Genomic DNA, 12,876 nt, shown 5'->3' with positions numbered 1-12,876 from the left:
GCCCTGCGGCCGCAGGCTGACTAAGGCGTTCACGCTGTCGATCCTCCCCAGGAGCGGGGGCGGCAGGTGATTCACCTACTGTGCGTGTCCCCCGGTGAGATCGACCGTAACGCGTCAATCATAGGACGACTAGGGCCATTCGTGGGGCCGGTCGGGGCGTCAAACCCTGACTGTCAAACGGTTTTGGCAGCACTTGAACCCCGCCCGGTCGTGACCGGGCGGGGTTCGGCTGATGCGGCTACCGGACTGTTACAGGTTGCCCCGGCGCTTCTGCTCGGCCTCGATGGCCTCGAACAGGGCCTTGAAGTTGCCCTTGCCGAAGCCCAGCGAGCCGTGCCGCTCGATCAGTTCGAAGAACACCGTCGGGCGGTCGCCCAGCGGCTTGAAGAAGATCTGGAGCAGGTACCCGTCCTCGTCGCGGTCCACCAACAGGTGCCGCTTCTTGAGCTCCTCGATCGGCACGCGGACGTCACCGATGCGGGCGCGCAGCTCCGGGTCCTCGTAGTAGGAGGCGGGAGCGTCCAGGAACTCGACACCGGCGGCGCGCAGGGCGTCGACTGTCATGAGGATGTCATTGGTGGCCAGTGCGATGTGCTGGACACCCGGGCCGCCGTAGAACTCCAAGTACTCGTCGATCTGCGACTTGCGCTTGCCCGGCGCGGGCTCGTTGAGCGGAAACTTGACCCGGTGGTTGCCGTTGGCGACCACCTTGCTCATCAGCGCCGAGTAGTCGGTGGCGATGTCGTCGCCCACGAACTCCGCCATGTTGACGAAGCCCATGACGCGGTTGTACCAGTTCACCCAGTCGTCCATCTTGCCCAGCTCGACGTTGCCGACGCAGTGGTCGACCGCCTGGAAGATGCGCTTGGGTGCGCCCGCCGGCTTCTGGTAGGTGCCTTTGGCCGCGACGTAGCCCGGCAGGTAGGGGCCGTTGTAGCGGGAGCGGTCCACCAGGCTGTGGGTGAGGTCGCCGTACGCGGCGATGGTGGCGGTCCGGACGGTGCCGAAGTCGTCGGTGACGTCGTGTGGCTCGACCAGGACGGTCGCCCCCTGCGCGCGGGCGTGGTTGACACACTGGTCGACGTCGGTGGTCTCCAAGGAGATGTCGATGACCCCGTCACCGTGCTTGCGGTGGTGGTCCAGCAGCGGGCTGTCCGGCGAGACGCCGCCCATGACGACGAACCGGGCCGAGCCGGACTTGAGGACGAACGCCTTGTGGTCGCGGGTGCCGTTCTCGGGGCCGGTGTAAGCGACGACCTCCATTCCGAACGCGGCCTGGTAGTGGATCGCGGTCTGCGTGGCGTTGCCGACGACGAAAACCAGCGCGTCCTGCGCCTTGACCGGGAACGGGTCCTTGGAGGCGTCGTAGTCGACCAGGCCGACCAGGCGCTTCATCTGGTCGAAGCTGACGTCGTCGATCTCGGCCTCGAGCGGAGTCGGCGGCGTGTGCGTCCCTGTCATCAAGTCCTCCATCGCCATGTGTGGTGAAGGTCAGCATTCAACGGCGAGGACGACTTGTGCAATGGTTTCGTTTTTCCCTGGACAATATGTACAGCGAGCAAGCAGAACTACCCGATCTCTCTGCCAAACCTGTGCAGAAGCACCCCGTGACCGGCGACGCCGGGCCTTGACGCCCGGCTCCCGCTGCTCATGATCGACAAGGACCGCATGCGTCCTGGAGTGCACCCGCCGCCCGGGGCACGGTGCACGGTGCACTGGACAAGATGTACGCCCGCGGCATCAACCGTGGTCCGGCACACCTGGTGGTCATCGGTTCGATCGGGTGTCCAGGCCACGTACGAAGTAGCGCTGCGCCACCAGGAACAGCAGGATCATCGGCGCGGTCGCGATCGTGCTCGCGGCCAGCACGAGTTCCCACTGCGACTCACCACCCTCACCGAACCGGTCGAGAATCGTCTTGAGTCCACGCGGCAGCGTGAAGAAGTCGGTTTCACGCAGGTAGATCAAGGGCTTGATCAGGTCCGTCCACGCGGCCTTGAACTCGAACACGAACACCACGATCAACGCCGGTACGGTCAGGGGGAGCGCGATCCGGACGAACGTGCGTACGTGCCCCGCACCGTCGACCTTCGCGGCGTCGAAGATCTCGCCCGGCAGGCCCAGGAAGAACTGGCGGAGCAGGAAGATGTAGAACGCCGAGCCGAAGAGGTTCTGCGCCCACAGCGGTACCTGCGTGGTCGCCAGGCCGACAGCGTGCCATTCGAGATAGACCGGCACCATGGTGACCGCCCCCGGCAACATCATCGTCGCCAGAACCAGGCCGAACAGCACATTGCGACCGCGGAACCGGAACCGCGCGAACCCATAGGCCACCACGGCGCTGGACAACGTCGCAGCAACCGCGGCGGCCAGGCCGACGAGCACACTGTTGACGATCCACACCAACAGCGGCACCGCCCGCCAGACCTCGACGTAGTTGGCGAACGCGACGGGATTCGGGACGAGCGCGTTGTCGAAGACGTGTGCGCGATCCTTCAACGACGCGCTGACCAGCCAGATCAGCGGGTAGGTGAACGCCGCCGCGGTCAGCAGCAGTGCCAGCACACACGCGATCCTGGCAAACGGCGTGGTCTGCGGTGTCCTGCGGCCGGGGACGTCCTGTTCGGTGACGGTCGCCGCGGCGGACGCTTCCACGAGACTCATCCCGGCTCGCTTTCGTAGTGCACCAGCCGTCGGCTGACCCGGACCTGGATGACGGTGATGATCGCGATCACCACGAACAACGCCCAGCCCAGTGCCGAGGCGTACCCCATTCGCAGCGAGCTGAACGCCTGCTGGAACAGGTAGATCACGTAGAACAGCGCGGAGTCGCCTTGGCTGTCGGCGGTTTTGCTGTTGCCGAAGAACATCGCGTACGCCTCGGTGAACGTCTGCAGGGAGGCGATGGTGTTCACCACGACGGTGAAGTAGATCGTGCCGCTGATGCCCGGCAACGTGATGTGCCAGAACTGCCGCCACGGTGACGCTCCGTCCAGCCGGGCGGCTTCGTAGAGTTCACCCGGCACACGGCTGAGCGCGGCGAGGTAGATGATCGCCGTGCTGCCGACCGTCCACAGGCTCATCACGACCAACCCGGGTTTGACCCAGACCGGGTCGGTGGTCCAGTTCGGACCGGTGAACCCGAAGAAGCCGAGCAGTTCGTTGATCGCACCGGTCTGGCCATTGAGCAGCAGCAGGAACAGCGCGGCGAGCGCGACCGGAGGCGTCATCACGGGCAGGTACAACACGGTCCGGAAGAACCCGCTCGCGCGGCCTGCCCGCCGTAGCAACGAAGCCAGGCCCAGTGCCAACACGATATGCAGCGGCACGTGCAGGAACGTGAAGAACAACGTGTTGTACAGCGCGGTGGCGACCTTGGGGTCGGAGATCAGTTCCCGATAGTTGTCCAAGCCCACATAGGACGCGGGTTTAAGCATGTCGTAGCGGGTCAGCGACAGACACAGGCTGAACACCATCGGACCGGCCGTGAACAGCACGAATCCGGCCACCCACGGGGAGATGAACGCCCATGCCGCTCGGGTGTCACCGCGTCGTCCGGCCACGGCCTACCGTCCGATCACTCGGTGCAGCGCCAGGTCGGCTTCGCGTTGCGCCTCGGTGAGTGCCTGCTGCGCGGTCTGCTGGCCGTTGAGCACGCGCACCGCCGCCGAGCGCCACGCCCGGATCAGATCCGGCGCTGCGGGACTGGGCGGTAGCGCGAAAGCCTTTTCCTGCAACGACAACACCACTGGCACGCCCTGTTCGATGATCCGGTTGCCGTTCGGCCGGTACACTGTCGAGAAGATCTCGTTGTCAGCGTCCCGGTTCGCGGTGAAAGTGCCGCCATAGGGCCTGCCCTTGGCTGCCAATCCGTCACGGCGCGCCTTGGCCGCGGCGACCCAGGTGTCCTTGGCTGTCATCGTGGCCAGGAAGTCGCAGGCCTGCTCGGGATGTGCCGCGCCCTGGGGAATCGCCCACGCCTGGCCGCCGAGTTCGGTGAGGGCGTTGCCCGCGCGGTCGGTGAACGGCTTGACCGTGACGTCCACGTTCGGTGAGTTCGTGGCCAGCGTGTTGATGTAGAAGGAGTCCATCGGCATCGCGGCCAGTTGGCCCTTCGCGTACTGGTTCCCGGCGCCGAACTCGTCGAAGCCGTCCTTGAACGCCTTGAACGACGCCCACGGCGCCTGGGCTTTGACCAGGTCGGTGGTGTACCGCAACGCCTCGACGAGCTTCGGGTCGTCCAGCATCGCCCGCCTGCCGTCCTCGGAGATCAGGTCGGCACCGTTTGCCTTGGCCCACAGCGGAACGAAGTCCGGCAGTTTCGGGTCGAAACCGATCCGGCGTAGCCGCCCGTCGGCGGATTCGGTCAACGTCGACGTCTGCGCTGCCAGCAACGACCAGTCCGTCGCCGACATCCCGGCTGGGTCGATGCCCGCGGCCCGGGCGGGTGGGTTGTTGATGATCAACACCTTGACCGTGGCGAAATCCGGCAGACCATATGTCTGGCCATCGACGGTGACCTGGCGTAACGCCGCGGGCCGGAAGACCGAGAGATCGATGTGGTGCCGTTTTACGCATTCGTCGATCGGTTGGACCGCACCGCGTGCGGCGAACCCACCGAGCTTGAACCGATCGGCGTACACCAGGTCCGGCGGTTCTCCGCTGGCCACGGCCGACAGGAACTGCTGCTCGTCGAACGCGCCTTCGGTGATCCGGAGATCGATGCCCGGGTACTTCTGCCGGAAGACTGCCACTCGAGCCGTCGCGTGCTCATCGGGCAAGCCGAAACCCATGGTGGTCAGCACGTTCGGCGCGTCGCCAGCCGATGTCCCCACTCCGGCGCATCCCGCCGCGAGCATCGCCACGGCGACCAACGTTCCCGCTTTGCCCACCGCACACCCCTTCTCTGGAATGCCCGTATACCCAGTGGACACACCGGCAAACCAGGGACCGACCCGCTTTTCAGGGAACCCGCCAAGCGTTGCTTGCTCTAGCGGGACACCTTCCGGCTCAGCAGCTTCACCTGTCGCTCCACGTCCGCGGGCAGCCGGTGCCGTTGTCTGACGACTTCGGGCAGCCGGAGCACCGCCGCTCCCAGCGCGGCCCTCGCGTCACGGTCCCCAACACCTCGCTTGGCCAACCCCACCGTCTCGGTGATCGCGACCATCGCCGGACGACGCAACCACGTGGTGAGCAGATCATTGCGCAACTCCGCCCGCCGTCGAGCGCCCGACGGACCACGGATTTTGGACGGTTGGTGGTAGGCAACCACATCGTCGACATAGCAGCACGCCCAGCCGGTCGCTGCCATATCCCACGAAAACAGGCGTTCTTCACCAGCGAAGAACAGCACCGGATTGAAACCTCCGACTCCGAGGAACGCGTCCCTGCGAACAATCGAGGCGCAACAGATGAATCCCAGCACGGACGGACCAGGCAGCTCGGGAAGCCGGCCCAGTCGCGAGGATGCCATTTCCGCACAAACCGGGTCCTCGGTGCCCGCAGGCTCGACCACTACCCGCCCCGCGACCAGACCGAGCGCAGGACAACGTTCAAACAGCTGCTCCGCCTTGCGCAAGGCGTCTGGCGACCACCACGAGTCATCGTCGCTGAAGGCCACGTAGGCCGTACGAGCCAAACGCACGCCGTGATTGCGCGCCGACGCTCCGATGTTGCGCGGTAAAGCCACTGTTCGCACCCATGGAAAGTCCCGCCGCACGCGCGTCGTCGTGCCGTCCGACGAACCGTTGTCCACCACGATGACGGGAACGGACAAGTTCTTCAGACGTGTCAGAGTTCGCGCGAGTTCGTCTACACGATTGCGCGTGGCGACCACCACCGTTGTACGGGCCATTGGCAAGTGTTACCCGCTGGCCGATCTAGCAACCACCGTCGGGACAGCGTGACACACCAGCCGACGGCGCGCTATGACAGGCGCGAGTCATCTACTTCAGTCGCCCCTGGACTTCCCGCAAGTTCACCCGTTCGACGGACTCCTTGCTGTGAGGTGGATGATCATATGGGTGCGTTCTCGCTGGTCGCGCCCGGTTTCTACAGCTTGGGATTCGCCCGATCGGGTGCACGGGATGTGACGGCGTCCGCGCCAGCCTCAGGATCGTTTCTTGCGGCGCGCCGCAGCGGCCGTCGCGGCGCTTGGTGGGGTGCGGCCTTCCAGCGATTCATGCCGAAAACCCTTGGCAGTCAGCAGATGGGCCGGTCGCGTCGCACGCCGTCTCCTGCCGCTCCGCAGGAGCGTTCAGGTGAGAATTTTGGAGTCGCACTGGACGGACTTGTCGATTTGCGAATCGTAACCAGTGATTCCACTCGTCACCATGACGGCCATGGACCAATACATACCTGAGTTGTCTCCGCTTCTTCGGCATGTGCAGAAGTACGCGGGGACCTATATCGGGACTGAGACGAAGCCGCTGGACCAGCGGGACTGTGAGTACGGGCTCGCCTGCTTCAGGCAGGATGACCTGGTCACCATCGTCAGCGACGGACTTCGGTTCGTGGAGGTCGGTGTGCCGTTTGGTGGCGAACTGGCTTGTACGTTGCGGATGGAGCAAGCGGGTTATGCGCGTGAGCTCATTCGGTACGCGAGCGGTTACGTCACGGAGACGCGTACTGGGCTTGAGTTCGGTCAGGTTCTGGACAACGTGGATGAATGTTTCGCCGACGCCCGCATCGTTGCGGTGCTCGCGTCGGGCCATCCGCAGTTCGCCACGGAGTTCAACTACCTCCCGACGCGTCCTGGGGCTACTCTGACCAGCGACAATGTTGTGTTCCAGATCATCACGCTCATTCCGCTGACACGGGCTGAGGTGGTGTGCGCGGTTCAGGACACCGAGGCGCTCTACGAGCACTGGGACGCTGTAGGCCCCGACCTGCTTGACATATCCAGGCCTTCGACTATGTGACCCAATACCGGCCTGGTGCGCCTCGTGTTCAGACGGGCGCACCGGGCCGGACCGCGTGCTTCCCGGCAATCTTGATTGTGGGTGAACCGGCTGACATAATCCGCCGAGTGCCCGGCTGGCGGTTGTTCGATCCTCTCGAGGACGCCTGATGGACGAGGTTGACGCCGCGGCGCGGCGCAAGCAGGTGGGCGCGAAAGCACGTGAAAAACTGGACGCGCTGGAAGCTCTGCTTCAGCAAGGTGAAATTCTCATTGGGGCGCCAGAGGCGTTGCGTGAGCGCGCGAGTGAACTGGCGGACGCGCTGATCGAAGCACAAGTGGCCCAACGGCTCCGGGCGACTTCGCTCAATGAGCTACGCGGCGTCGTCGGCAAGGGTGTTCGGTTCGGGAAACTCGAGGCTGCCGGGTATCGGACTGTGGCCGACGTCCGGTCCAAGCCGGTGTCCTCCTTGCTCGCGGTGCAGGGTGTCGGTGAGAACTCGGCCAAGGCGATCGCCACTGCCGCGGCGCAAGTCGCCCGGCAGTTCCGGCAGGACGCGGTGATCCGCTTCGACGTCGCGCAACGACCCGGCCGGGACACGAAACTGCTGGGCAGTCTCGTGAAGCTGCGGGCAGCCGAGCAGGCCGCCAAACGGCTGCGTCCCGATGTCGAGCGTTTGCGGGACGAAGCCGCGCCGTTGCTGGTCGAGGCTCGCCGGGCGGGCAGCAAGTTTCGGATGTTCTTCGCCGGGAAGGCTGCGAAGAACGCCGCATTGGCCGCTTTGCGGCGTATCGAAGCCTTGCTCGCGGGACCTGGTGTTGCCGCCCTGCGTCGTGAGATCGCGTCGGCTGAGACGGCGGTGGCCGCCGCTGGGTCCCGGGCGGACGAGGTTTGGCGTAGCTACGAGAACTCCGCCGCGGACATCAACTCCCTTCTGGCCACGCTCTCCGGCGCCCGGCGCGCTGACGACACCGAGGCGGCACACGGCTACGCCTCCAGCGACCTGACGCGCAAGATCCAGGCAGTACCGCTGGACACGAGTCATCTCACCGCCACTTTGCGTGGCTACCAGGTGTTCGGCGCCCAGTACGCCATCACGCAGCAGCGGGTCATCCTCGGCGACGAGATGGGGCTGGGCAAGACGGTCCAGGCCTTGGCAGCCGCGGCTCATCTCGCCGCGAACGGGCAGACGCTGTTCCTGGTCGTCTGTCCTGCCAGCGTTCTCGTCAACTGGATCAACGAAATCGACAAACACACCGTCCTGAAAGCGCAGCAGTTGTACGGGTCCGGGCGTGACGCGGCTGCCGAAACCTGGGCGCGGCAGGGCGGTGTCGCCGTGACCACGTACACGACCTTGGGTCGGCTGCGGTTGCCGAAGGTGCGGTTGAGCATGGTCATCGTCGACGAGGCGCACTACGTCAAGAACCCGGAAGCGCAGCGGTCACAAGCTGTGCTTGCTGTCGTGCGTCAGGCGGAACGCGCTCTGTTCCTCACGGGTACGCCGATGGAGAACCGCGTCGAGGAGTTCCGAAACCTGGTCGGCTATCTGCAACCCGGGGTCGCCGCCAAGGTCCGGCCGCTGGACGCGCTGGGCGGGGCGCGGGCGTTCCGCCGCGCGGTCGCGCCGGTTTACCTGCGTCGCAACCAGGAGGACGTTCTGCGTGAACTGCCTGAGCGGCTGGAAATGGACGACTGGGTGCAGTTCACCGACGCCGACGAACGGAACTACCGCCGAGCTGTCTCGTCCGGCAACTACATGGCGATGCGGCGGGCGGCGTTCGCCGGGGGTAAGGGGCGTTCCGCCAAACTGGAGCGGCTGCTGGAGATCGTCGAGGAGTCCGCGGCCAGTGGGTGGAAGGTCATTGTCTTCTCCTATTTTCTCGACGTGTTGGACTGCGTGCTCGACGCCGTCCGCCCGGTGGCCTTCGGGCCGTTGACCGGCTCGTCCACTCCCCGGCAGAAGCAGGACCTGGTCGACAGCTTCTCGCGGCACGACGGCCATGCCGTGCTGCTCAGCCAGGTCGAGGCCGGCGGCGTCGGCCTGAACATCCAGGCCGCGTCCGTCGTGATCATCGCCGAGCCGCAGTGGAAACCGAGCACGGAGGAACAGGCGATCGCCCGCGCTCACCGAATGGGCCAGCTCCGGAAAGTGCACGTGCACCGCCTGATGGCGAAGGACTCCGTCGACGAACGCATTCGCGAGATCCTCGAAGGCAAGACACGGCTGTTCGACGCCTACGCCCGTAAGAGCTCGGCGAAGGAATCCGACGCTCGCGCCGTCGACACGGACTGGCACAGCGAGGAAGCCGCCAAGCACCAGATCATCGAAGGCGAACGCCGGCGACTGGGCCTAGGCCGCGTTCAGGACTAACAGGACGTGTTCGTCTTCACCGTGGTGGATTGTGTCGAGACGCTCGAAACCCTGCTTCTCCAACAGGCGCACCGAGGCCAGGTTCCCTGCGAACGGGTCCGCGTACAGCGGACGGACCTTCTCCGCCCGGAGGAACAGGCTCAGCGCCCGCGATCCGACTCCCCTGCCCCAGTACTCACGGCCGAACCAGTAACCCACGAACCGCTGATCCTGCTGCCACCAGGCGACTACGTGGCCAGCCGGTTCGCCGTTCACCGTCACCGTCTGGACGAAGGTCGGCGGGTCGCCCAGTATTTCCTTCGTCCAGTGGGCTGTGAACGCGTCCTTGTCCCGTGGCTTGAACTTCGAACGGCGGCCCGCTTCCGGGTCCTGTTCCTGCTGGTGGAACACCAGCAGGTCGGCGTCGTGGACGTCTCGCAGCAGCACTTCGTCGGTCATGTCGGGGAGTGTGCCACTGGGTACCGACAATCCGGGGTCACGCGTCGAGCTTGCCGCCGATCGCCCAGTGTTCGCCGGGGACCTCGTTGATCACCACCCAGATCCCTTCGCGGGTTTGCCCAGGGTTGCCGCACGTCTCCAGGAAGACGTCGGTCACGCGTTCGGCGAGCGCCGCCTTCTGCTCCGCGGTGCGGCCGGACAGCATCTGGACACTGATCATGGGCATGGCCGGATCCCTTCTTCTCGAGTGGATGAAGTCTTTCCGGTCGCCGGGCCCGAAGTCCACGGTCGCGGCTGTGCTTCGTCAGGTATGGCGGTGGCCCCGCCGTGGGGGGTCGGCGGGGCCACCTGGCTAACTCGTTGTCAGCGTTTCGGTGTGGGTGTCAGGGACAGTTCGACGGTGTTGCCCGGCCCTTCGGTGAAGGCGTTCATCAGGCTGGTCAACGGGCCGCAGCCGCGCAGCGACGGCAGCGTGTACTTGCCGGCGAGGCTGCCGCCCTTCACCGGGCTGAAGCCGGGCTTGGAGGCCAGCGGAACGTCGACCGGGGTGCTGGTCTGGCAGGTCTGCGACGCGCTGATCGGGAAGCCGAACAGGCTGACTCGCGGCAGTTTGACCGTCACACTCGACTTCGACGTGAGCACGCCGTTCGCCGCGAGGGTACCGGTGGTCTTGCCGACGGGGGCGAACTCGATCCTGGCCGAGACCGGGATGAACCCGAACAGCCTGAAGTGGCCGTGGGTCGGACCCAGCTTCAGGTCACCTTGGAAGGCGCCGGTCGCGGGCGTGAACAGCACCGAGATGCCGCCGTCCAGCGGGACTGTTCCGTTGGCTGCCTTGACCTTGCTTTTGCCGTTGATGTCGAAGGCATACGGGATGTCGTTGTTGCTACGCGGTTTGGTCTTGACGGTAACCGGTGCACTGGCCGCCGACAGGTTGCCCGCAGCATCCTTCGCCTTGACGGTGAAGGTGTGCTCGGTGTCGGGTGTCAGTCCGCCGATGGTTGCGGACGTACCGGTGACCGACGTGTTCGCGGCGCCGTTGTACACCTCGTAGGCGACGACGCCGACGTTGTCGGTGGACGCGTCCCAGGCCAAGGTGATGGCCGTTTCGGTCGTTCCGGTGGCGCGTACGTTACCGGGAGCCGTGGGTGCCTCGGTGTCCTTGCTGGTGGTGGTCACCTTGATGTCGGCACTGGGGTTGGACACGTTCCCGGCGGCGTCCTTCGCCTTCACCGCGATGGTGTACTCGGTGCCGCGCGTCAGGCCGTCGATGGTGGCCTCGGTGCCCGCCACGCTCGTCTTCGGCTGGCCGTTGACGAACACCTCGTAGCCGGTGACTCCGGTGTCATCGGTGGACGCGTTCCAGGCCAGCGTGATGCTGGTTTCGCCGACCGTGGTGGCTCGGACGTTGGTCGGCGGCGTCGGCGCGGTGACGTCCGGCTTCTTGAGAGTCCGTGCCTTCACTGCGGTGCTCGGGTCGGACTTGTTGCCCGCGGCGTCCTTCGCCAGCACGGTGAAGGTGTACTCGGTGTCGGCAGTCAGGCCGTCCACTGTTGTCGAGGTGCCTGTGACAGTCGCTTTGGACTGGCCGTTGACGAACACCTCATAGCCGGTCACGCCCACGTTGTCAGTGGACGCCTCCCAGGACAGCGCGATGCTGTTCTCCGTCGCATTGGTGGCCTTCACGTTCTGTGGAACGGTCGGCGCCACGGCGTCAGGGGCGGTTGACGTGCGCACAGTCAGCGGAGCGCTTGGGGGTGAGGTGTTGCCCGCAGCGTCCTTGGCGGTCACGGTGAAGGCGTATTCGGTGTCGGGTGTCAGGCTGTCCACTATGGCCGAGGTGCCCGTGACGGTCGCCTTGGACTGACCGTCGACGAACACCTCATAGCCGGTCACGCCAACGTTGTCCGTCGACGCATCCCACGACAAGGCGACAGTGCTTGTCGTGACATCGCCCTTGCGGACGTTCTGCGGCACCGACGGCTTCTCGGTGTCCGCTGCCGCCTCCACGGTGAAGGTGTGCAGGACGTTGGTCTGGCCGTCCTTGAGGGTGCAGTCCGCCGTGAACGTGCCGAGGCCGGTGGGGGTTCCGTCGGCCTTCAGCGGCGTCATCTCCATCACGAGGTCGTGCACGGAAAGGGTCGCCGTGCCCGGCTTGTCGAACCGCAGCGCGGGCGCCGCGCCCTTCGCGTTGACGATCAGCGGGTTGCCGACCTGCGGAATGGGCTGGTTGGGCACGTCGGTCGCCACTTGCACGGCCAGGTGACCTTGAGGTGACGAGACGAGGGACGTGGCACGGGCGGTGCCTTGGATCGTCTCGGCACTCACCAGGCGCAGGCCCTGGGTGGCCGTCGGGCCCGCGTTGGCCACCGCCGTGATGTCGATCTTCGGTGTGAAGTCCCCGGCTTTCACCTTGGCAGGCAGGTCGGCCGAGATGTCGACCGTGACGTCCTGGTTGCCGATCAGGGGGAACGGACAGGTGTAGGCCTGCTTGAGCGGCGGGACGTTGCCCTGGCCGACAATCGTCTCCGGGGTCACGGGGTTGCCGGTGACGTCGTAGCTGTGCAGGAGCGTCGGCTGGCCGGGGTTCATCACGCAGGCCGACTTGAACGTCCCGAGGTCAGTCGGGCTGCCATCGGCACGCAGCGGAGTCATCTCCATCTCCAGCGCGTCGACCGACAGCGTCGCCTTGCCCGGCTTGTCGAAGCGCAGGCCCGGTGCGCTTCCCTCAGCGTTCACGACCAAGTCGTTGCCGATCGCGGGAATCGGCTGCTTGGGCACCGTGGTGGGAACCCGCACGGTCAACGCTCCCTGATCAGCGGGAGCGGTCACGGTGGAGGTCGCCAGAGCCGAGCCCTGGATCGACTCGGCACCGACCAGGCGCAGCCCCTGGGTGGCGGTCGCCCCCGCGTTGGCCACCGCCTTGACGTTGATCGGCGGGGTGAACTGCCCCGTGGCCAGGGTCGACGGCTGGTCGGCGGTGATCTGAACGGTGACGTTCTGGTTGCCGATCAGGGGAAACGGACAGGTGTAGGACTGCGTGAGCTGGGCCTGGACAGCCAGCGCAGGCGACGAGGCGGTGACCAGGCCGGTGACCACCAGCCCGGCGGCAAGCACCGCCGCCATCCCCCTCGTCCATCTTCGACTGGATCTTGTCGGCATCACTGA

General features: G+C 65.8%; 10 protein-coding genes. 2 read left to right on the top strand and 8 right to left on the bottom strand.

What is annotated here, in order from left to right:
- Positions 1 to 249: 249 nt before the first annotated feature.
- The 5 genes from hppD to ALI144C_RS50995 form a co-directional block, all read right to left on the bottom strand.
- Positions 250 to 1,461, bottom strand: a complete 1,212-nt coding sequence (hppD, locus tag ALI144C_RS51015) for a 4-hydroxyphenylpyruvate dioxygenase (protein WP_076994893.1) — start codon at positions 1,459 to 1,461, stop codon at positions 250 to 252.
- A gap of 306 nt (positions 1,462 to 1,767) precedes the next feature.
- A complete protein-coding gene (locus ALI144C_RS51010) occupies positions 1,768 to 2,664 on the bottom strand; it encodes a carbohydrate ABC transporter permease (protein WP_083754098.1) in 897 nt (298 codons plus the stop codon).
- The gene (locus ALI144C_RS51005; protein WP_076994488.1) at positions 2,661 to 3,563 is read right to left on the bottom strand and encodes a carbohydrate ABC transporter permease; all 903 of its coding nucleotides are present in this window, start codon (positions 3,561 to 3,563) and stop codon (positions 2,661 to 2,663) included. Before ALI144C_RS51005 ends, ALI144C_RS51010 begins: the two co-directional genes overlap by 4 nt.
- A gap of 3 nt (positions 3,564 to 3,566) precedes the next feature.
- On the bottom strand, positions 3,567 to 4,892 hold the full coding sequence (locus ALI144C_RS51000) for an extracellular solute-binding protein (RefSeq protein ID WP_237774700.1): 1,326 nt from the start codon (positions 4,890 to 4,892) through the stop codon (positions 3,567 to 3,569).
- Positions 4,893 to 4,990: 98 nt separating this feature from the next.
- A complete protein-coding gene (locus tag ALI144C_RS50995; protein ID WP_076994487.1) occupies positions 4,991 to 5,854 on the bottom strand; it encodes a glycosyltransferase family 2 protein in 864 nt (287 codons plus the stop codon).
- Between the two features lie 487 nt (positions 5,855 to 6,341).
- On the opposite strand from ALI144C_RS50995, the gene ALI144C_RS50990 reads away from it, so the two are divergent.
- Together ALI144C_RS50990 and ALI144C_RS50985 are read left to right on the top strand one after the other, a co-directional pair.
- A complete protein-coding gene (locus ALI144C_RS50990; protein ID WP_143231404.1) occupies positions 6,342 to 6,920 on the top strand; it encodes a suppressor of fused domain protein in 579 nt (192 codons plus the stop codon).
- 148 nt (positions 6,921 to 7,068) lie between these two features.
- Positions 7,069 to 9,270 (top strand): DEAD/DEAH box helicase, encoded by a 2,202-nt coding sequence (locus ALI144C_RS50985; RefSeq protein WP_076994485.1) that lies wholly within the window; start codon positions 7,069 to 7,071, stop codon positions 9,268 to 9,270.
- Here ALI144C_RS50985 and ALI144C_RS50980 read toward each other — a convergent pair.
- From ALI144C_RS50980 to ALI144C_RS50970, 3 genes are all read right to left on the bottom strand, one after another.
- Positions 9,250 to 9,708 carry a GNAT family N-acetyltransferase gene (locus tag ALI144C_RS50980; RefSeq protein WP_083754097.1) on the bottom strand — a complete coding sequence of 153 codons (459 nt, stop codon included), beginning with the start codon at positions 9,706 to 9,708 and terminating at the stop codon, positions 9,250 to 9,252. The genes ALI144C_RS50985 and ALI144C_RS50980 overlap by 21 nt on opposite strands.
- Before the next feature lie 37 nt (positions 9,709 to 9,745).
- A complete protein-coding gene (locus tag ALI144C_RS50975) occupies positions 9,746 to 9,994 on the bottom strand; it encodes a 2-hydroxymuconate tautomerase (RefSeq protein ID WP_269086748.1) in 249 nt (82 codons plus the stop codon).
- Positions 9,995 to 10,071: 77 nt separating this feature from the next.
- On the bottom strand, positions 10,072 to 12,834 hold the full coding sequence (locus ALI144C_RS50970) for a fibronectin type III domain-containing protein (protein ID WP_083754096.1): 2,763 nt from the start codon (positions 12,832 to 12,834) through the stop codon (positions 10,072 to 10,074).
- Between the last annotated feature and the right edge of the window lie 42 nt (positions 12,835 to 12,876).

Origin of the sequence: Actinosynnema sp. ALI-1.44 (assembly GCF_001984155.1) — a bacterium.
Taxonomy (GTDB): Bacteria; Actinomycetota; Actinomycetes; order Mycobacteriales; family Pseudonocardiaceae; genus Kibdelosporangium.
This window is presented reverse-complemented; position numbering and strand designations above follow the sequence as displayed.